17 protein-coding genes are annotated in these 21130 nt (G+C 35.5%); 15 read left to right on the top strand and 2 right to left on the bottom strand.

Annotated features, from left to right (window positions below):
• The first annotated feature begins 1 nt into the window (after position 1).
• The 6 genes from drmB to LB450_RS00900 all read left to right on the top strand — a co-directional run bounded on the left by drmB (position 2) and on the right by LB450_RS00900 (position 5981).
• Positions 2–2314 (top strand): DUF1998 domain-containing protein, encoded by a 2313-nt coding sequence (gene drmB / locus LB450_RS00925; RefSeq protein ID WP_224485952.1) that lies wholly within the window; start codon positions 2–4, stop codon positions 2312–2314.
• 82 nt (positions 2315–2396) lie between these two features.
• Complete coding sequence (locus tag LB450_RS00920; protein ID WP_224485951.1) at positions 2397–3113, top strand: HNH endonuclease; 717 nt, start codon at positions 2397–2399, stop codon at positions 3111–3113.
• A 159-nt stretch (positions 3114–3272) separates the two neighbouring features.
• Positions 3273–4151 (top strand): hypothetical protein, encoded by an 879-nt coding sequence (locus LB450_RS00915; protein WP_224485950.1) that lies wholly within the window; start codon positions 3273–3275, stop codon positions 4149–4151.
• Between the two features lie 272 nt (positions 4152–4423).
• The gene (locus tag LB450_RS00910) at positions 4424–4723 is read left to right on the top strand and encodes a MerR family transcriptional regulator (RefSeq protein WP_224485949.1); all 300 of its coding nucleotides are present in this window, start codon (positions 4424–4426) and stop codon (positions 4721–4723) included.
• Positions 4724–5323: 600 nt separating this feature from the next.
• On the top strand, positions 5324–5620 hold the full coding sequence (locus LB450_RS00905) for a type II toxin-antitoxin system HigB family toxin (RefSeq protein WP_224485948.1): 297 nt from the start codon (positions 5324–5326) through the stop codon (positions 5618–5620).
• Position 5621: 1 nt separating this feature from the next.
• Positions 5622–5981, top strand: coding sequence for a helix-turn-helix domain-containing protein (locus tag LB450_RS00900; protein WP_224485947.1), 360 nt, complete (start codon positions 5622–5624; stop codon positions 5979–5981).
• Positions 5982–6372: 391 nt separating this feature from the next.
• Here LB450_RS00900 and LB450_RS00895 read toward each other — a convergent pair whose 3' ends face one another.
• Positions 6373–7386 carry a hypothetical protein gene (locus LB450_RS00895; RefSeq protein ID WP_224485946.1) on the bottom strand — a complete coding sequence of 338 codons (1014 nt, stop codon included), beginning with the start codon at positions 7384–7386 and terminating at the stop codon, positions 6373–6375.
• Between the two features lie 262 nt (positions 7387–7648).
• Here LB450_RS00895 and LB450_RS00890 point away from each other — a divergent pair, with 262 nt between their 5' ends.
• The 3 genes from LB450_RS00890 to LB450_RS00880 are packed head-to-tail and all read left to right on the top strand — an operon-like array spanning position 7649 to position 10546.
• Positions 7649–8110: a hypothetical protein gene (locus tag LB450_RS00890; protein ID WP_224485945.1), complete on the top strand. Its 462-nt coding sequence runs from the start codon at positions 7649–7651 to the stop codon at positions 8108–8110.
• A gap of 28 nt (positions 8111–8138) precedes the next feature.
• A complete protein-coding gene (locus LB450_RS00885) occupies positions 8139–10007 on the top strand; it encodes an adenylate/guanylate cyclase domain-containing protein (protein ID WP_224485944.1) in 1869 nt (622 codons plus the stop codon).
• A 17-nt stretch (positions 10008–10024) separates the two neighbouring features.
• Positions 10025–10546 carry a Pycsar system effector family protein gene (locus tag LB450_RS00880; protein WP_224485942.1) on the top strand — a complete coding sequence of 174 codons (522 nt, stop codon included), beginning with the start codon at positions 10025–10027 and terminating at the stop codon, positions 10544–10546.
• Between the two features lie 528 nt (positions 10547–11074).
• Here LB450_RS00880 and LB450_RS00875 read toward each other — a convergent pair.
• On the bottom strand, positions 11075–11533 hold the full coding sequence (locus tag LB450_RS00875; RefSeq protein WP_224485941.1) for a DUF4494 domain-containing protein: 459 nt from the start codon (positions 11531–11533) through the stop codon (positions 11075–11077).
• Positions 11534–11842: 309 nt separating this feature from the next.
• Between LB450_RS00875 and LB450_RS00870 the strand changes: the two genes are divergently transcribed.
• From LB450_RS00870 to LB450_RS00845, 6 genes are all read left to right on the top strand, one after another.
• On the top strand, positions 11843–12832 hold the full coding sequence (locus LB450_RS00870; RefSeq protein ID WP_224485940.1) for a DNA topoisomerase IB: 990 nt from the start codon (positions 11843–11845) through the stop codon (positions 12830–12832).
• A 58-nt stretch (positions 12833–12890) separates the two neighbouring features.
• A complete protein-coding gene (locus LB450_RS00865; RefSeq protein ID WP_224485939.1) occupies positions 12891–13829 on the top strand; it encodes an endonuclease/exonuclease/phosphatase family protein in 939 nt (312 codons plus the stop codon).
• Between the two features lie 699 nt (positions 13830–14528).
• Positions 14529–15041: a helix-turn-helix domain-containing protein gene (locus LB450_RS00860; RefSeq protein ID WP_224485938.1), complete on the top strand. Its 513-nt coding sequence runs from the start codon at positions 14529–14531 to the stop codon at positions 15039–15041.
• Positions 15042–15422: 381 nt separating this feature from the next.
• Complete coding sequence (locus LB450_RS00855) at positions 15423–17180, top strand: ice-binding family protein (RefSeq protein WP_224485937.1); 1758 nt, start codon at positions 15423–15425, stop codon at positions 17178–17180.
• Between the two features lie 60 nt (positions 17181–17240).
• Positions 17241–19196: an OmpA family protein gene (locus tag LB450_RS00850; RefSeq protein WP_224485936.1), complete on the top strand. Its 1956-nt coding sequence runs from the start codon at positions 17241–17243 to the stop codon at positions 19194–19196.
• Between the two features lie 329 nt (positions 19197–19525).
• Positions 19526–20635, top strand: coding sequence for an AI-2E family transporter (locus tag LB450_RS00845; RefSeq protein ID WP_224485935.1), 1110 nt, complete (start codon positions 19526–19528; stop codon positions 20633–20635).
• The last annotated feature ends 495 nt before the right edge of the window (positions 20636–21130 follow it).

Raw genomic sequence — 21130 nt, 5'->3', positions numbered from 1 at the left:
AATGAACATACTTCAATCACATCAATATAACCAAGGTATTGGTAAATATAAATTACTATCATCAACAGCTGGTGTGGGATCTATTATAACCACAAAATTTGGTACTTATGTATTAGTTTCCGACATAAATAAATGGCAATTTGTTACTATTTTCAATAATAGAATAAAAATTCTTTTGCAAAGCCCTCCAAAGGATATTTATGATGGAATTAAAAGGGAAGCAAAAAATTTAGGGCTAACACTTGTCGATGATAAACGTTTTGTAAAATTCATACAACATGAAAAAGAACTAATTAATCTAGAATGCTTAGTGGCCATCCCTCAGATGGCTTTAAACGAAAATTTTAATTCTGTAAATTGGACAAAAAAAGTTCACGGAAGAATTGAACCTGCTCATCCAATCGCTATGGCTTTAAATGAAGTTAATAATGGCAACCCTGGGAAAGCTGGAGATTATCAAATACAAGGCACTCATTTTCCTAAATGGTTTTTAGGTGCAAATAAAAAAAATGGCAAAAAAGAATTAAAGAAAGTTGATGAATGGAAGACCGAATGGATTAAAAAAGGTAATACCAAAAGTAATTTTTCTCCTCCTCGTGATGCAAATTCTCCTATTAAAGATGCCGATGGTAATCAAATAAGAACTAAACCATACACAGATGGTAATAATGAACAAAGAGGAAATATCCCTTTATACAAGGAATTATCACAAACAAATTTAATATTAATTTGCCCTAATGGGCATTTATCAGATATTCCATGGTCTAAATATTTAAATTGGAAGACACAAAAAGAAACCTATCAACTTCCAAGAGAAGATTCAGGAGAAAATTTATTCACAGTAGAACCTTGTTGTAGTAATCCAAATTTGAAGTGGTCTGAAAGCACTACGAAATCTGAAGGATATGGCTCTGTTTATATTGAATGTTCTTCTTGTGGTTTGGGCTCTGGAAGTTCTAAAGAAAAACCAAAAATTACATTAGAGGGTATTAACAGTTTAAAACCAAAATGCAAAGGGCATAAACCGTGGGAGATTGACCCAAATAATCCTGAATACTTACGAGATGAAAAGTGTCATAAAAATGGTAATGAAAAAAATAGTGATAGAGAGGAAATGAGTGTGGCATTGGTGACAGCAAATAATACCTATTATGCCAATGGGTTTTCAAGTTTATTTATACCAATGCATCTGGCAGAAAACATCTCTCAAGTATTAAAAAAAGCAATGGATGCTATTAAAGAAAATCTGTCGAAAACTTCTAAGACAAAAGAAAAATATTGGGAGAAAAACATAGAGGATGATTTTGAAGATTTCTTAAGAGAAAATGATATTTATGATGAATCGCTCACAATTGAAAAATTAAGGACAGAATATTTCAAAGTAGAGGGTGAAAATGAAAAACAAGATTTTCACGAAAATTATAGATTTCAAGAGTATAAATGCTTTTCTCAGAACTCTTTTTTTGAAGGTGAAAAAGAAAACAAAGGCTTAAGTTTTAAAGAAATAGATTTAAGTGACAGTTTATCGAGGTACTTTGTTAAAATTCACCAAGTCGATGAGTTAAAAGTAACTAATATCCAATTTGACTTTACTAGGGTAAAGCCTAAAGAAAGAATTGTAAAAATTAATGAAAACGGAGATAGAGAGATTCAAGAATCCTCTGATGGTCAAAATATTTTTTCAATTGATGATAATGAACTATTTGTGTTACCCGCTAATGAAACATTAGGAGAGGGACTCTTTTTTCAATTTGATGAAAATAGAATGGATAAATGGCTAAACGAAAATCAAATACTTCAAAACCGTTTTAATCATTATTTAAATCGTGAAATTAACTCTAACCAACAAGGTGCAAGTTTTATGCAGAAAATTAAAAACCATGGAATCAAGCATTTTTTAATACACTCCTTCTCACATATGATGATGAGAGAGTTAGAGTTTTCCTGTGGATACCCAACAGCCAGTTTAAAAGAAAGACTATATATTTCATCAAACCCTGAAAAGCTAATGTCAGGTGTACTTATCTATACTGCAGAAGGTTCAGAAGGCAGTATGGGAGGTTTAGTTTCACAGGGCGAACCAGAAAAAATACTTGAAATAATTAAAAAAGGACTCGAAAGATCAATTAACTGTTCATCAGATCCACTTTGTTGGGAATCTGAAGGACAAGGAATTTACGATTTAAATCTATCAGCATGTTTTTCATGTTCTTTAGTTGCCGAAACGGCTTGTGAAGAAATGAATTTAGGTTTAGATAGAAGAGTATTAATTGATGAAGAATTTGGATATTTTAGAAGTTTAAATGATAGTTAAGTGGAGAAAAATATATTGTAAATTTATACTTAAAATTTACGATTTGATTTAAACGATAATTAATAGCAATTAAAACCAAATTATGATAATCACCGAAAAATTTGATAATTATACTATTGCTGAAGTAATAAAAGCCTACTTGATAGATGGAGAAAGTCACAGGAATATCCAAAGGAAGATTCTCGGCTTACCTGCCCCAACAAAAGGTGGAGGATTTGTAGCTATGGATTTATTACATCATTATAATATTCATGGTGACAAGAAAGGACTTTTAAATAAAAAATCGATTTCCGAATTAAATACCTCTGATGATTTAGAGTTTAAAAAAGCATTAGATATGATTAACGAGTTTAATCTTATTAAAGAAGAAGCTGAGGAATATTATATTATAAATCAGGAAATAAATAAAAATAATAATCCGACTGAATCTAAGAATAACATAAAAGTTAGAGCTTATCAAAATAAGCTAAGGGAAATTGTTTTAGACAATTACAATTCTACTTGTTCTATTTGTGAAATAAATAAATCGGACTTGCTTGTTTGCAGTCATATAAAACCTTGGATGGCCGACAAAGAACAAAGATTAAATCCTCAAAATGCAATTTGCTTTTGTGTTTTACACGATAAGATGTTTGCCAGGGGTTATTTCTCTATAGATTCTAAATACAATATAATTTTCGGACCAAAGTCTGACAATCAAATAAAAAAACTTTTAAATAACTTAAAATTTAAGGAACCGAAAGTTAATAAACCTGATATATCATTTTTAGAATATCACTATAATGAAATATGTAATTAACTGTAAATAAAATTATATAACAGCAATTACGGCAGATTCGGATACGTCCGAATCCGCCGTAATTGCTAAAGTCATTGCTAAACCGAAAATTAATGCATATTAACCCGTAACTGACAGTTATACGAGACCGTAACCAGTAATTATACAATACTTTAGAAAATGATAGAATGGATTAATGAAATCTTTGGAATATCAAATGAAGTTTCGGTTCCTACACTTATTTCTATAATTGTTTTTCTAATTGGCGGATTAGTAAATTATTTGTTTTCTAAATTAAAAGAATACAACTTAAGAAAATCGAATCGAGAAACTTTTCGCCATTTATTAAAAGAAGTTTGCAAAGACTTAAAAACAAAAGAAAAAAATTTATTAAAATTTTATCCTCAAATTAATTTAAAAAGAGAAGAAACTTGGCGTTTTAAACATAGAGACATCATATATTTAGAAACCATTTTTGAGTTTGATTTCATTGAGATTTATTATTCATTTAGAAAACAATTCTCTTTTTCCTTAAATAAAAAATTGAAGTCGAAAACATTTCATAAAATTTGGGCTTTATTGAGAAAATATAAATTCTATGAACACAAAATAATTCAAGATTTGGATAATTTAACCAAATCCCATAGTGAACAACTTGAAAGATATAATTTCAATATGGAAAAATACAGGGAACTCAAAGAGCTAAATCATCATAAATATATGGTTGAATCTGTTTCCAATAAGGAGAAAGACATTGAAATAAAGTTATTTTTAGAAAAGGAAAATGAAATCTCATATTCATGGGCAGATTTAGGAGAAATAAGAACTCATTACTTTTATTCATATAATAATTTAGTTAAGCCCTTATTAGAGTTAAATAGAGAACAATCGGATTTGGCCATAACACTTGAATATGGAAAAATACTCGTGCAATGTGAATTGGAATATCAACAACTAGAAAGTATTATCAATTCTTATAATCATATTTTTAAAGATTATTATCTAGGTTACAAAAGAGACCATAAACTATTGAAAAAATATCTTGAACTAATAAAATAACTTCTTGCAGCTACCTGTTTAATTCATTTCTAATACTCGCCTACTTACGAAAATCCTCGCGGATTTTCTATCCCGCTTGTATTTCTAAGATTAGGTGCTTGAAAATCTCAATTAATCTAAAAAAACACATTGAAAATCACTTTTCTGATGAATACTAATTCTGTCTTTATGCTTTAATTTAAAAAACTATGCCTCTTACCCTATCCCTTGAAAAACCATGATGTCTATATTTTTTGATTTTAATCACATTAACTATCAAAAATTTATGAATTATGGAATCAACTTACAAGAGACTTATCGATGTGACTTTAGAAGAACTAAAGCATGAGCTGGTAAAAGAAATCAAAAAAGAGTTTAAAGAAGATTTTACCAGAGAACTAAGAGCACTACTAAAAGATTTAAAATACAACGAACCAACACGGTGGGTTTCCAGAAAAAGAGCTGCAGAACTTCTTGATGTTTCATTTGTGACTCTAAATAAATGGAATAAAACTGGTAAACTAAAAGCTCATAAAATAGGCGGTATAGTGAGATATGATCTGGAAGATATCAACAGAAAAAAGACTAGTTAAACACTCCCCTGTTTGACGTAAAAACCGATAGATTTTCTTCAGTTTTGTACCTCAAAAGGTACAAGAAAATCGTAAAATTGAAAGATTTTGAATTTCAATATTTACAACTATTTGTTTTACAGTTACTTACAAAAGGTACAAATTAAATGAGGCAATAAAAGAAGGGTCATTTTGGCCAAATGCTAATTTTTGTGCGCTCGCAGGCCCTGTCATTGCTGGAATGTTAATTTCTTCACGGAAAGTGGTAAAAACTTGTACCTTTTTGTACCTCCATCTCTTGAAACCCTATTTATACTGGTAAAACAACTTTCTGTATCGAATAGATTTCAGGATGTGGGTATTAGGCTGGCTCCCGGATCCTGACTATTAGCCGTTAGCTCTTTTTTTTTATGGCTTGCAACTGGATATCGAATATTCAATACTGAATACTGAATTTAAAATTTTTCATGACTCCCGACCCCTTGCTGTTAGCCGTTAGCCGTTTGCTCTTTTCTTAGGGCTTGCAACTGAATATTAAATACTGAATGATTATTTTGAATTGTAAAATAAAATTACATAAAACAAAATTTAATAGTATATTTGTAACCAATTAAAGACTAGATGCGTGTTGTAACTTATAAACGGATTAAAGAGTTTTCAGCTAAACATGCCGATGCTGAAATTGCTTTAAATTTTTGGTATCATACGGTTACAGCTAAAGAATGGAAAAACCTAAGTGACATAAAACAAAGCTTTAATAGCGTTGATTATGTAGGAAATCATCGCTATGTGTTTAATATAAAAGGAAATGATTATCGGCTTGTTGCTATAATTTCCTTTAATGCACAAAAGCTTTATATTCGATTTATCGGTACGCATAAGGATTATGATAAGATAAAAGACATTAAAAATAGTTGATATGATACAGACAGAAAAAGAGTATAAAGCTTTACTCAATCGTATTGAAACACTTTTGGAGAACCCGGATAATATTGAAAATACCGAAGCCACGGATTATATAGAATTAAACGTGTTGTCAGATTTAGTTGCAGATTATGAGGAGCGTACTTATCCCCTAGCAAAACCTAAGCTTGTTGAAGTTATAAAGTTGCGTATGGCTGAAATGGGATTAAACCAAAAACGACTTTCAGAATTATTAGGGGTTAGCACTTCCCGAGTTAGCGAATATTTAAATGGCAAAAGTGAGCCCACCTTAAAAGTGGCCAGAGAAATTAGTTTAAAAATGGGTATCGACGCCTCTATTGTATTAGGGGTGTAATGAAAAATGAGTTAGTCCACTTACTTACTTTCTTTCTATAGGTTTTATTTTCCTTCAATTCTCTTTAAACGTACTTATTTTTACCGCACAAATCCTAAAAACCCCTTTATATACCGTGTTTTGAAATAATATCGAAGAATAGGTTGTAGGATGTAGGTTTTAGGCTGGCTGACCTTCCCTAAATAGCGTTGACCATTTTCATCAATATACTCATTTACTTTCTTCCTTCATTCCAGCTTTTCCTTCTGAAAGCAGGGTTTTCCTAATTTTCCTCATAAACAAGCTTGATTGTGAGGAAGCAAAACGATTGGGTCAATAAACATAGGCGGATCAAAAGTACTTTACTTTAAGCCTTTAAAAAGTAAAGCTAGCTCAATGGCCTGAAAGTCCGTTATTGTTTTAAGGCCTTGTTTATTCGGTTTTCAAATTCAGTTTTATCATCTACGAACAATGCTAAATTTCTATATTTTCTTTTGATCCCATAAAGTCCAGTCAATTCGTTTTCTTTTTTCAGGCGGATGATAATATTGTGGCTTTCCATCTCGCCTAAAAACGATAGTTTTCGAGTCTCCTCATCCAGCTCTATATCTTTTGATGAAATTTCTATCGAGTTAATTTCTTTTATATCAATAACTGTTTCCGTCATCATTCCATAGCGAAGATAAAGTCGGTCGTTCTCTATGGATATAGGTCTTTTAAACATGGATTTTAAGAACCCAAGAATTTGAATTCCAGAATAAATACTCAAAAATGTCAAAATCCAGGCAGCAGTATCACTCCATTTTGAGAGTAACATATGAAATACTACTGTCTCAATTGCTACTATGAATATAATTGCAATCAGTAATGCAATTGTTCCGCTGTCTTTGTGGTAGGAAAATTCATTAGCCTTCAATTCTCGTCTCTTCCAGTATATAAATCCATAATAGAATACCGCAATTTCAGTTACAACAGGCATTACAACTCCTTTGGGAAGTATGTCGTCGCAGGTATTCTTTAAGGTCGTAAAAAAATCAAAGGCTTTCGTTTTATTTGATTTATAATGTTTTATTGCTTTCCTGACCTTGTAGATGACAAAGGATAGAGCTAAAATTTCAAGGATGGGAAGCACCCAGGTTTTAAAAAGTCTGAGATAATATTGATGTTCGTCGGTTAAGAAGTAAGAACCAATTAAAAGACCAATAAGCATTATAGGAATTACGGTCGTTTTAGGAATTTCAGTTTTGCGAATAAGCAGGAAATAAACCAATGGAACCGTCAGTAACAGATCAGCAGTAATACCCGCTATTAAGGTCTCATTTCCAGTCAGAAATGGCGATTTCATTAATAAAATTAGAATTCCGAAGAGGCTAATTGTAACTCCAAAAGGGATTAAGTTTCTACTTAGAACTAAAACTCTGTTCATTTTGTTTGTTTTTACGCCCGCTAACCTCTGACGACAACTAAATATACATGTTTTTTAAAGACCATTTTAAGAACTATTAAAAAACTGCTGTTCCTTAAAGGAGATATGGATTCTGAAATAAGTGCAGGCATTTAACATTTAATTCCTAAAAAGACTCACATCTTGATGTGGTTTTTACCTTGTTTCAAGGTTTTGAGCGGTTTTCCGTTCCCTATGTAACAGGCATTTAACTATATTTATTAAAACTTTAAATCGACATAAAATGAAAAAAAGATTTGCAATGAAATACTTGATTTTGGCATTAGGTGTTTCCTTAACAACTTTAGTTTCCGCACAAACCACGCATAGCATCATACTGACCTGTAATACAAACAATATAACCAGAGACAATGTAAATGAAGTTTGCAGCTTCGGACAGGAGTCCGATGTGTCTAATGTAGATTTCACAACAGATGTAAATGTAGGAGATATAGTAGTCTGGGAAGGTGAGGCCAGCAATGCGGAAAGTTCCGTTGAATTACACTCGATTAATTATCAGGGCGGGCAAAATGTTTTTGGCCAAAATGTAATCAACGATGTCGATGGGATAGTTACAGGGACAGTCGCGCAGGGTCAGCCGGGAGATGTCGAAAAATACAGTTTAAAATTTAGAGTCTACAGAAATGGCAGTCGGCTTCCAGGTATATTCGAAATTGATCCCAGAATAAGAATTAGAGAATTTTGATCTCAAAAAGCATAAAACTAGGATTTGGATGAATATAAAATCAAAAATAGCAGTTGAATTTATAGCTTCATTCGTTCAAAAAGCCTTCATACTGGGCTTTTTTTTTATTGGAACTGTTTATTCTCAAAACAATCCATCAGATCTTGATAGTTTAGAACATATCTATATGACTGGTGCTTTCGAACAAAACGATGAGCTCTATTTGCTGAGTGAAATTGTTAACAAGCAGGAAGACCTGACAGAAATATTAAAGTACAGTGACCTGCTTATTGAAAAAGCAACAAAAGCAGATTCTCCCCAGTATTTATTCACTGCAAACTTACAAAAGGGAAATGTTTATTTGAATAAAAGTGAACTTTCCAAGGCTTTAGGATACTATCAGATCGCTGCTAAACTGGCCAGTGAAGCTGAGGAGAATGATCGACTCGCTTTAACAAATATCACCATTGGGGGGGTGTATTCAGATATAGGAAACTATAGTATTTCTATTGATTACTATGAAGAGGGCATAAGCCAATTGAGAGATCTCATTAAAATTACAACCCTTAAAACTGATTTAGATAAATTTGAAAAATATCTGGCAGGAGCTTTATTAAACGCTGGAGACGTCTATATAAAAACAGGCGATTTAGAAAAAGCACTTGGATATTTTTATGAATCCAGTGGTTTATGTAAGAAAACAGATTACAGGCTGGGTTCTGCTTATAATCTTGGCAATATAGGCATGGTGTATGCCAAGCAAAATAAACCCAAAATGGCTGAAGCAAACCTTCAGGAAGCCATTAAAATCCTCGAACAAGAGAAGGACTATTATCCCATTTCTGTATATCTGAATTACATTTCGGGAATTTATGTAGACTTGGGTCAACTGGAACTCGCCAAAGATTATGCGAGACGAAGTTTAGAGATTGCTAAAACATATGATCTTAAAAACCAAAGGAGTGAAGCTAATTTACGCTTAGCTAAAATATATGAGAAGACTAATGAGCTTTCTGAATCTTTATTTCATTTTAAAAATTACATATCCACTAAAGACAGCATTAACAATATAGCTACAATTCAAAAACTGGCCAATCAAAGAACAGCATTTGAAGTCTCCCAAAAACAATCTGAACTTGATTTTGAAATACAAAAGCGTAAAAACGATAAAATTTTGACCTACGGATTTCTAGGGGGTATGATTTTAGTTTCAGGTTTAGCCTTCGGATTATACCGAAGAACCAAATTCATCAGCAAAACCAATAAGCTAATCGATGAAGAAAAGAAAAGGTCTGATAACCTGCTTTTAAATATTTTACCCAGAGATACTGCAGATGAGTTAAAAAAGTCTGGTAAAGTCGAAGCTAAAAAATATGAATCGGTTACGGTATTATTTACAGATTTTGAAGGTTTTACAAAGTACGCTGAAAATTCCCCGCCAGAAAAATTAGTGGAAAGTGTAGACCTGTATTTCTCTGAGTTTGACAAAATCATGGAAAAATATAAGTTAGAGAAAATCAAAACCATTGGAGATGCTTATATGTGTGCGGCAGGACTGCCGGAACAAACTGAAAATCATGCGGAACTTATGGCTCAGGCTGCTCTGGATATCATAGATTTTGTCAAAAAATCGAAACAGGTGCATGCTGTAAGTGACCTGAGATTCAATGTAAGGGTTGGTATGCATACCGGGTCTGTAGTTGCCGGAGTTGTGGGAAAAAATAAATTCTCTTACGATATCTGGGGAGACACTGTAAATGTAGCTTCAAGAATTGAGTCTAGCTGTGAACCAGGAAAAATAAGTGTCTCTGAAGACACCTATAAGCTCATAAAGGATTACTACAGATTTGAAGACAGGGGTGAGATTTCTATTAAAAACAGAAGCCCTTTAAAAATGTATTATCTGTATAAAAAATAATATTTAATCTTAGGATGATGGCACAGGATACTAACAATTATTGGGAACAATTAGAACGATTAGAAAAACTCATCAAAGCCTCTGAGCTTAAAGCAGGTGTACTCTTTTCTTTTCATAGCTTAATTTTGGGCTTATTTGTAGACAGAATATCAAATTTTGAACGCATATTTACCGAGAACTGGGTGTTTATTGTCTTTGCTTTGCTATGGATGGCAAGTGTGATTATATCGATTTACTACTGTTTCAAATGCTTTCAGCCTAATATGCAAATGAAGTACAATACCAATGTTTTCTTTTTTAGAGATGCAGCAAATGAATTTAAAGATCCTAAAAAATTTGTTAAAGAAATCACTAAAATCTGCGAAACTAATGAGGAAATCGTTAAACAGTTAAGCTACCAGATTCATGCAGAAAGTGTCATAATTGATAGAAAGTTTTATAACGTCAGGAAAGCCATCACGTTTTTTATTTTAAGTTTTATTTTTGTGGTTCTGATGATGTCTCTCTGGGTATTAGTCGAGATTTTTGGCGTATTCTAGTCAGAAAGCTGTGACACTGATTTATTTCAACCCCTCATTAACTCAAAAACTACCCAACTATAAATTTTTAACTCCTGACTCTTATTCGTTGCTTGTTGTTGGTTGCTCGTTGCTCGTGGGTCTTGTTTCCTGATTCGTGTTTCTTTTCTCTTTTTTCTATCTTCTTTTCTCCCTTTTACCTACACCCCCTACTCCCTCAACTACTCAATAACTCAAACACTACCCTACTATAAATTTTTAACTCCTGACTCTTATTCGTTGCTCTCGGGTCGTGTCTCGTGTTTCGTGTTTCTTTTCTCTTTTTTCTTTTCTCCCTACTACCTACTACCTCCTATCTTCATACTCCCTCAACTACTCAAAAACTCAAAACCTACCAAACTAATAAATTTTATTAACTCCTGATTCTTATTCGTTGCTCTCGGGTCTTGTTTCCTGATTCGTGTCTCTTTTTTCTTTTTTCTATGTTCTTTTCTCCTATCTACCTCCTATCTACCTACTCCCTACTCCCTACTACCTACTACCTTCTACCTACTCCCTACTATCTCCCTCCTCTTCACCACTAAAATAAGGAAACACATCCAAAATAGGCGATTCGGTAATCGAAGGAATGCTGTAATCTCCCATGGTTTCTTCCATAGCCTGAGTTGTATTTTCAAAAGCTTCCTTAACATCATTGGCCTGAACCAGCAGATAAATATTGGTCTTTTTCTCCTTGCCACTTTCTTCATCCATAGCTATTAATGATACCTTGGACTTGAACCAGCGATCCGAATTTTCAAAGGGATGTACTTCTGAAAAGTTCGCCAGTTTTATATTCATAATTCTGAATTCCTCACTCGTGTAAGCCTTCATCTCTTCGCTGATTCTCGATTCAGCTTCGGTATAAGACACGGCATCCAGTAAATAAGTCTCCGTCGTTATTTTTTGTTCCCCGGTGTCCTGTGTTTTTCTGTATTTCACCTTGCATTCAAACCAAATTTCGCTCATAACTTTGTTTTTTAAAAAGCCCAAAAATATACTTTTTAGCAAGTCTCAGACGTGAAATCAAAGCTGGTTTTAAAAGAATGACTTCTCCTTTTTATAAACATTTAGCTATCAATATTTAGCAGATTTAAGGTTGGCAAACTTTAACTTTTAAAAAAAATTAAGCACTGATTGAATCTATATAACCACAAACTTTAATGTCTTGTTCTCTCATCATTTCACTGAGAATCCATTTCAGTAGTCAATTAAAATCATACTTTTATCTCTAAAACATTTTAATAAACCCATACAGTTTGATCATCCATTCTTAGCATGTACTACAGATATAAAAAAGGAAGGGGATTCACCTACCAGGATCCAAAGGGAAACACAATAAAGAAGAAGAGCCTCCGAGACTGGTTTGAGTCTCTGGTCATTCCCCCGGACTGGACGGATGTGGAAATTTCGACCGATAAAAACGCAGACTTACTGGCGACGGGTCGCGATGCCAAGGGCCGCAAGCAATACATCTATCATCCTGAATATAAAGCACGCAAAGAAGCCAAGAAATTTGACCGGATTATCGCCTTTGCAGATCAGCTGGAACACATGCGGCGGGTGACAGGGCAACACCTTCGAAAAAGAAAACATACACGAAACAAAGTCCTGGCTACGATGGTAAGACTCCTTGAGTCTGCTTTTTTTCGCCCTGGCAGTGATGCTTACGCTTCAGAAAACAACAGCTATGGCCTCACTACCCTGCGCAGTAAACACTTACGTATTGAGGGTGACGAACTGATTTTCTCCTACACCGGTAAATCCGGTCAGGAGCAGGAAAAAAGTGTAGTTGATAAAAAACTGGCGGCTATTGTTCAGGATCTGGAAGATATCCCTGGCTATGAAATTTTCAAATACTACGATAATGAGGGGCATAAAATCGATGTCAAAAGTGAAGACCTCAATGCGTATATCCGGGAACATATGGGTGAAGATTTTTCTGCCAAAGACTTTAGAACCTGGTCGGGTACAATGATTGCCGCCATTGCCTTAAATGAGCTTGGAGCCGTAGATGAGGAAGATCAAAAATTACTGGATGAAAATATTCGCAAAGCCGTTATCCGCGTATCAGAAAAATTGGGAAACACGCCTGCTGTAGCGAGAAGTGCGTATATAGATCCCAGAGTGATCGATGAATACACCCAGGGTAAAACCCTGAATTATTTCAAAAGTGAAATCGATAAATTACTGCATTCCAATCAAAGCCTCTCCAGAGAAGAAATTGGTGTATTGTATTTGCTTAAAAATGAACTCGAACAAGACTAAACTAACAGTAAACTTTATTAAATTAATCAAAGCGCATTCAGTCCTGAAAATCAATGCAATGAAAAACCCATTTTTTAAAATTTTGCTTTGGATGGCAATAGCTGTTGTAACTGCCGCATCTGTCTTGCCAAATAGCTTTCCAGACTACTGGCTTATCGACCTGTTCGCCCACTTCAAGCTGCAATACATTTTTATAGCCACTTTGCTTCTTGTCGCCACTAGATTTGTTCTCGCCCATAAAAAATCAGCCTACCTCCTGCTGGTCATCTCAATAGGTTGGAATAGCTTTTACATAGCCCCTTACTACTTCAGTTCTCAACCTGAACTCCCAAAACATAGCGAGACTTTTAAGCTAACAAGCCTTAATTTATTGTCCACCAATCCCAGAACCGATTTGGTTAAGGACTATATCAACAGGGAAAACCCAGATATTCTCATCCTATTGGAATTCACCCCGGAATGGGAAAACGAATTAGAGGCTTTCATCAGCAGGTATCCTCACCGAAAATTGGTCACCAGAACCGATAATTTCGGCATAGCTTTATTGAGTAAGTTCGAGATGGAAAGCACTGTCGATTATTTTAATCTTAACAACAAACCATCCCTCATTGGTCATATCAGTATTCAAAATACCGCATATACCCTTATTGCCACTCACCCCGTCCCTCCTATCCATCAGGCTGCTTTTGAACACAGGAATCAGCAGCTCACCAACATCCTAAGCAGAACCTCAGAATTCGCGAAGCATCTTATCATCGCTGGCGATTTCAACACCTCTTCCTTTTCAAATCATTTCAGGACTTTACTACAAAACGAGATGACAGATAGCCGAATGGGTTTTGGACTTCTTCCCACCTGGCCGGCGGGATATAAAGCCATACAAACCACTCTGGACCATTGCCTAGTTTCAAAAAATATAAGAGTACTGAACCGAACGACAGGCCAATCCGTAGGATCCGATCATTTGCCCATTTCAATCCTCATGGCTATAGATTGACCATCAAGTAAAAGTCTGCCTCCTGATTTTTTATAACTATTTCTTTTGATTTTGCCTCAACCCTGCTTTATGCTCTGCACTACATTTCTTCATGACGCGTCATAGCTTAAACCTCCAGCTTAGTCTGATGATTAACTAAAAGTGTTTATACGTATTGAATAATTAAGAGATAAAAAATGTCATCGGTATCGGTATGAAAACCACACCTCCTGTAAAGCAAATCCATCACATTTGAGAACATTGGTTAAATCAGACCTGATAAAAATTCAATACGTACTGAATTAAACAGACGTATGACGATTAAGTCAAAGCTCAAAGGCATATACCATACCGATAAGGATAACCCTTGCAAATTTAGCAGGACATCAACATCAGAGTTTATTGATAACAGAATCAGTGAAAATTCTAAGCATAAAACAATTCAGCTTACTCTCTTAAAAAGTTTAACACTCTTCAGTCTCCATTAATACCCTTTATTGTAATACTATCACAATAATAAAACAATTGTTAAAATTTAAGAAAAGAAAACTAAATATATAAGTTAACTTATACAAACAATGATAGTCTTATCGGTCATTGTTGAATCTTTTTAAATCAAAATACGATTGGGTTGCCGTGAGTTATGGTATAATGGGTTAAATAAAAAACACCATAAAATTACTTGTAAATGACATTGATAGATTAGTTGAAAAAAAACAGGTGGAAGTAGAGCTGAAAAATCTTAAAAAACCTTTTGAATATATAAATAATAAAATTGCTGAGCCTTCTAAAAATTTGATTCAAAAAAGCCACAATGACCTTAAAAACAGGTTGTCGCCTTTAGGCTTAAAAGTACATAGTTCGAATAAAATAAAGCTGGTCGATCAAGTTAAGGCTACCATCAAAGAAATGCTTAAAAATGCTGACAAGTATCAGGTCTTGAACTGTTCCTCTTATATAAGTATGAAGTTGTCTCATGATTATACTTACTTAGCCAATATTTTTTCTGAAGTCAACGGTATTTCTATTCAACAGTACATTATTCACTGCAAAATTGAACGGGTTAAATTCTATTTTTTAACCAGTGATATCAGTTTAACTGAAATCTCTTACCTGTTACATTACAGTAGTGTAGCCCACCTTTCTTCCCAGTTTAAAAAAACTACAGGACATTGTCCATCCAGCTACAAACAGATATTGAACCAAAAGATTAACATGTTAGGAATAGGTTAATGATCAAAAACCCCCTGACTTTTATATGAATCGATAATTTTCATATTCATTATATTGTTTTTTAAGTAAACTCTAATTCTTTCCATAGTGTTCGAATATCCTTATTCAGTTTTTTTGTTTAAAAATTTTAACATTTTCAAACCAAACTATTTAAAATTTGCATAAGTTTTAGATAAGTTTTCATCTTTCATCAATCTTATACTTCAAAAAAAAGTGCAACTAAGATGCTTAAACCCAATTATACTGTGACATAGGGCTTTCCCTTACTGTTTTTTGAATGTGTGATTTGTATAACATTTAAAGATGTATTCACTCTTAAATTGGTACCGTGAAAATTATTTCACGTTGGCTATAGGCCAGTAACAACCAAATTGATAGAATATGTTTTTCAAGAAATTAAATTTAATCCCCGCATTCGCCATTGCGTTTGCTATGACACTTATGACCACGGGCTGCGCTGAAGATGATGCAGACGAAATCGTGGGCGTGTGCCCGATAGTAGTATCTACCATCCCCGTAGATGAGGCCGTCGATGTACCGCTTGATCAGGTGATTTCCGCCATTTTCAACGAAGAATTGAATGCGGAAACTATAAATTCCGAAACTTACAGTGTAAGTGGCGCATCTGAGCTAGCTGGAACCCTAAGCTATTCAGGAATAACCGCTTTTTTTACTCCTTCTGCAGACCTTTTACCTTTTACAACCTACACAGGCACCGTTACGACGGGAGTAAAAGATCCTTTTGGTAATGCATTGCAGGAAGACTACGTATGGAGTTTCACAACCATCCCCGAAGTTACCTTATCAGTCTCGACAAATGATAGCGGAACTGTTACGGGAGCAGGTTTATTCAATAACGGTTCTTTAGTTACCGTTGAAGCAAGCCCTAATGCAGGGTTTGAATTCACAAACTGGACCATTGATGATGCTGAAGTTTCAACTACTGCCAGCCATGAATTTGAAGTGGTTGGGAACATGGCTTTAGTAGCCAACTTTGAAGTTGCAACCTATACATTAACAACGACTGCTGTAAATGGAACCTTAAGTAAAAACCCTGACCAACCAACCTACAGCCACAATTCGGAAGTCATTCTTACCGCTAATCCGGACACAGGATATGAATTCTCATCGTGGAGTGGTGATGCTACGGGTACAGATAACCCACTAACACTTGTTATGGATTCTAATAAAAGTGTAACAGCAAACTTTACATTGATACCCGTTAATACGTTTACATTATCAGTAAATGCAGAAAACGGTACGGTTAACATAAGTCCAAACCAAACGACTTACAATGAAGGTACAGATGTAATTCTTACACCTAACGCAGATACCGGCTATGAATTTGCATCATGGAGTGGCGATGCTACTGGAAATAACAACCCACTAACGATCACAATGGACGCAGATAAAGTGATCACGGCTAATTTTATTCAGGAAAATACAGGTCAGATTTGTCCAAACCCTGCTGTAGATTTAGGCTTGGCTGGTGATTATGCCATATTGGCTAAATCCGGAATTTCAACTACAGGTACCACTTCAGTGATTGGAGATATGGGAATAAGTCCTAACAGCTCAACAGCCATCACAGGATTTGGTTTAATCCTTGATTCCAGTGGAACGTATTCAACGTCAAGCTTAGTGACTGGAAAAGTTTATGCCTCAGATTATACCTCTCCAACACCAGCCAATTTATCCACAGCTGTAAGCAATATGGAAACGGCATTTACTACCGCGAATGGTATGGCACCAGATCAAACTGAGCTTCTGGCTGGGAATATCAATGGCCAGACCTTATCATCAGGTGTCTATAAATGGTCATCAGGACTTTCAGTAACCAATAGCGTAACCTTAGATGGTGGCGGAGTAGATTGTGCTGAATTTGTTTTCCAAATCGCAGGAGACCTTACTATTGCAGACAACACAGAAATCATTCTGATAAATGGCGCAAAAGCCGATAACATTTACTGGGTGGTAGCAGGTGCAGGTGCCATGCTTGGAACAGACGTTAACTTTAGCGGAAATATTTTATCTCAAACCTTGATCTCTGTAAATACACGCTCATCAGTTGTAGGAAGATTGTTAGCACAATCAGCAGTGACTTTAGACGGGAATGCAATTGTTAAGCCTTCTAATTAAATAAATCATTATCCCCCTCCAGTTGGCGGGGGATTTATAAAAATTCAATTCATTATACTTATGAAAAAAATACTTTTACTTATCATAGTTGCATTTAGTTTTCAAATGCAGACTACAGCCCAGGAGGCTGAATACGAGAAACCCAACTGGTATTTTGGAGTAGCCGCAGGTGCTAACTTCAATTTCTACAGAGGAACCACGCAAAAACTAAATGCAGGTTTAACCGTTCCAACGGCTTTTAAAGATGGTGATGGAGTTGGTCTTTATGCCGCTCCACTGGTAGAATATCATTTCACAAATTCGGTTTGGGGAATTATGCTACAGTCTGGATACGACAATCGCCAGGGCGACTGGGACCAGGTGATTTCACCATGTAACTGTCCAATGGACTTAACAACAGATCATAGCTACATCACAGTAGAACCAAGTGTGAGAATTGCTCCCTTTAAGAATGGATTTTATATTTATGGGGGGCCCAGACTGGCTTTCAATGTAGATAAATCATTTACCTACGAAAAAGGTACCAATCCTAATTTTCCGGCACAGGTGGCTGGTCCGGCAATAACAGAAGAGTTTGGAGATGTGGAAAGCACTATCACCTCAATGCAGGTAGGAGCGGGATTTGATATTCCTTTGTCTTCTAATACGCAGAAGACACAATTTGTACTTTCTCCATTTGTAGCTTTTCACCCTTATTTCGGACAAAACCCACGTGCAACAGAAAACTGGAACATCACAACGCTTAGAGCTGGTGCAGCACTTAAGTTTGGCATGGGTCGTAAAAAGATGATTGAAGAAGTCGAAGTTGTAATCCCAAGCGTAGGATTTACAGTCGAATCTCCTCTTAATCTTCCGGCAGAACGTACGGTTTCTGAAACTTTTCCTTTAAGAAACTACATCTATATGGATCAGGGTTCTACCGAGATTCCAAATAAATATGTGACATTGAGAAAAGAAGACGTAAAAGACTTCGAGGAAAGTCAGGTGAAAATGAACACACCTACAGACCTTTCCGGCCGTGCTAAACGTGGAATGACCGTCTATTACAACATAGTGAACATTCTTGGTGATCGTATGGTCAAAAATCCAGGCGATAACATCACTCTTGTAGGGTCCTCAGAAAAGGGAACTGAAGATGCGGAAGCAATGGCTCAATCGGTTAAAACGTATCTGGTAGAGGTCTTTTCAATAGATTCATCTCGAATCGCAACTGAAGGCAGAATCGATCCTAAAGTGAGTTCAGAAAGAAAAGGAAGAACGCAGAATTTGGATCTTATCCGTGCAGAAGAAAGAAGAGTTACTATAGAAAGTAATTCACCAGCTTTGCTAATGGAATTCCAAAGCGGGCCTACTGCGCCGTTGAAACCTGTACTATTTAAAGTGCAGGAAGCTCCTGAAGACAGCTACGTCACTTTCAAAGCTGATGGTGCCAAAGAGGCGTTCTCCAGCTGGAGACTCGAACTTACAGACGAAAATGGAATGGTGAAAAATTATGGACCCTTCACAGAAGAAGAAGCGAGTATTCCTGGAAAAACCATTTTAGGAAACCAGTCTAAAGGCGACTTCAAAGTCAAAATGATTGGAACCACAGATGATGGTCTTGAAGTTATCGAAGAATCCACTACAAACGTTGTGCTTTGGGGTCCGGCTCAGGCTGATGAGGTTATGAGATTTAGCATTCTGTATGAATTTGATGATGCAACAGCTGTTAGGATGTACGAAAAATACCTCACCGATATTGTTGCACCAAAAATTCCTGAACACAGTAAAGTGTTTATCCACGGACATACCGATTTAATTGGTGATGCGGCAAATAACAAACGATTGTCTTTGGACCGTGCTAACAACGTGAAAACCATCTTAGAAAAAGCACTTGCAAATTCGAACAGAAAAGACGTTCAGTTTGAAGTACAGGCCTATGGTGAGGACACAAGCAAAGCTCATTTCGGAAATAAACTTCCCGAGCAACGTGCTTACAACCGAACAGTCATCATTGATCTTGTTCTGGAGAAATAAAGCTCGATTAAATGTCTATAGATTAAGCCTATTAAAAGAAGGATCTGACTTAAAACTCAGGTCCTTTTTTTATTTTCATTTAGTTTGAATTTGCTGCAGCAAGGCTTGATGTTAAAAACTACATTGCTTCAGGAGAAGCCATAGCTTAAACAACCAGTTTTGTTTCTAAATGGTTTCCAGAATGAAGAACAAAAATACCTGAGTTAAACTGAAAGATATCCACTCCTAAAAAACAGTTCATACATTTAGATTGATTAATTTTACTGCTTTAAATAAAGTTTTTATAAAAAAACACTTGGTCCAAGTCTTTTCGAAAAAATGAAGTGCACATGAAATTATCATTTCAAGAATCCTTTTATACCCTGGCTTTCTTTGCTCTGTTTATAGCGCTTTTAGTCGTGGGAAAATCGATATTAGTCCCCTTAGGCGTGGCCTTGCTGCTCGCCTTTATCTTATATCCGGTTCATAAAAAACTGACGAAGTGGGGTGTGGGAAATATTTTAGCCGGATTTCTTTCCATCCTGGTCATGATCATCATTATAAGTGCAGGCCTTACCTTTTTCTCTGCAGAAATTATAGCCTTATCCGATGAGATTAGCAATTTTGGCTCTAAGCTATCCAGTCTTTACACCGATATCATCATCTACATCAACACCAACGTTAGTCTCGTAGACCAACTCAATGAAGACGAGTTATTAAATGATCTCACTTCCTGGCTGAAAGATTCTGCTGGAACTGTTTTGGGCGGTACGTTCAACAGCACAGCCAGTTTCTTAACGGGGATGATTACCATGTTTATTTATTTGTTTTTGTTTTTAATTTTCAACAAAGGACTGGTAAGGGCGTTTATGAAATTTTCGCCAGCAGATAAAAAGGAACAGTTCTTTACTATGCTCAAGGGGATTCAGCAGGTTGGACAAAAGTATCTTTCGGGGATGCTGACTTTAATTTTAATTTTAGGGACTCTCAACAGCATTGGACTCTGGATTATCGGGATAGACTCTCCGTTTTTATTTGGTTTTTTGGCTGCTTCACTATCCATTATTCCATATATAGGCACAACTCTGGGAGCTATCATTCCCGTATCATATGCTTTCATGTCTCACGACCAGCTCTGGGTTCCATTGGCAGTGGCCATTTTATTTTGGTTTGTTCAGCTGCTGGAAGGCAATTTCTTAAACCCTAAAATCGTGGGGAGCAGCGTCAATGTAAATGCCTTTGCTGCCATTTTAAGCCTGATTATTGGGGCTTCGGTCTGGGGAGTAGCCGGAATGGTATTGTTCCTGCCTTTTGCCGCTATGCTGAAAGTCATTTGCAAGGAGTACGAGGTTTTGCAGCCAATTGGCCTGTTGATCGGAAATGACAATTTTGAAAGAAATAAAAAAAACAGAAAAGGCTTTTTCAAAAGACTGAAAGACAAAGTGATGCGTAAAAATTGAGTTCTGTAATTGTCAGATGGCCTAGCCCGACTAAAATTTAAGCTTCAAAAAATGTATACATCACTTATTACCGGCAAGAGACTCACTGTAATAAATTTCACTATTGTCGCCTATTTTGGCCTGATGTGGGGGATATACGTCTATCAAATAGATACGATCTTCACCAACTTTCTTATGCAATTGTTAACCATCCCTTTTTTTATTGCGCAATTCGTGTTTTTAGGAATCGGCATAGTCCATTTAATAAAAAATCCCGTCAGCTATCTAACCTTTTTTAGTGTTGTCGCCTTGGCAGCCTGTGTTTTCCTCACTTTAAGAAGTTTTATCTTAGTCTAAAGTCCTGACTATCTCAGCACCGAAATACTTCACTTAATGATTTAAAATATGGCCTGTGCAGAGTATAATTCTGGACTTGAAAATTCAGACTTGGAACAATAGTTCAGGAGAGATTTAATTCATCTATCCTTAAAACCGCTGAAAAATTCTTATTCTTTA

This window comes from Psychroflexus curvus, from assembly GCF_020164585.1.
GTDB lineage: Bacteria > Bacteroidota > Bacteroidia > Flavobacteriales > Flavobacteriaceae > Psychroflexus > Psychroflexus curvus.
This window is presented reverse-complemented; position numbering and strand designations above follow the sequence as displayed.

Coding starts and splice junctions, on each gene's coding strand:
- drmB (WP_224485952.1), top strand. CDS start 2: ATGAACATACTTCAATCACATCAATATAACCAAGGTATTGGTAAATAT.
- LB450_RS00920 (WP_224485951.1), top strand. CDS start 2,397: ATGATAATCACCGAAAAATTTGATAATTATACTATTGCTGAAGTAATA.
- LB450_RS00915 (WP_224485950.1), top strand. CDS start 3,273: ATGATAGAATGGATTAATGAAATCTTTGGAATATCAAATGAAGTTTCG.
- LB450_RS00910 (WP_224485949.1), top strand. CDS start 4,424: ATGGAATCAACTTACAAGAGACTTATCGATGTGACTTTAGAAGAACTA.
- LB450_RS00905 (WP_224485948.1), top strand. CDS start 5,324: ATGCGTGTTGTAACTTATAAACGGATTAAAGAGTTTTCAGCTAAACAT.
- LB450_RS00900 (WP_224485947.1), top strand. CDS start 5,622: ATGATACAGACAGAAAAAGAGTATAAAGCTTTACTCAATCGTATTGAA.
- LB450_RS00895 (WP_224485946.1), bottom strand. CDS start 7,386: ATGAACAGAGTTTTAGTTCTAAGTAGAAACTTAATCCCTTTTGGAGTT.
- LB450_RS00890 (WP_224485945.1), top strand. CDS start 7,649: ATGAAAAAAAGATTTGCAATGAAATACTTGATTTTGGCATTAGGTGTT.
- LB450_RS00885 (WP_224485944.1), top strand. CDS start 8,139: ATGAATATAAAATCAAAAATAGCAGTTGAATTTATAGCTTCATTCGTT.
- LB450_RS00880 (WP_224485942.1), top strand. CDS start 10,025: ATGGCACAGGATACTAACAATTATTGGGAACAATTAGAACGATTAGAA.
- LB450_RS00875 (WP_224485941.1), bottom strand. CDS start 11,533: ATGAGCGAAATTTGGTTTGAATGCAAGGTGAAATACAGAAAAACACAG.
- LB450_RS00870 (WP_224485940.1), top strand. CDS start 11,843: ATGTACTACAGATATAAAAAAGGAAGGGGATTCACCTACCAGGATCCA.
- LB450_RS00865 (WP_224485939.1), top strand. CDS start 12,891: ATGAAAAACCCATTTTTTAAAATTTTGCTTTGGATGGCAATAGCTGTT.
- LB450_RS00855 (WP_224485937.1), top strand. CDS start 15,423: ATGTTTTTCAAGAAATTAAATTTAATCCCCGCATTCGCCATTGCGTTT.
- LB450_RS00850 (WP_224485936.1), top strand. CDS start 17,241: ATGAAAAAAATACTTTTACTTATCATAGTTGCATTTAGTTTTCAAATG.
- LB450_RS00845 (WP_224485935.1), top strand. CDS start 19,526: ATGAAATTATCATTTCAAGAATCCTTTTATACCCTGGCTTTCTTTGCT.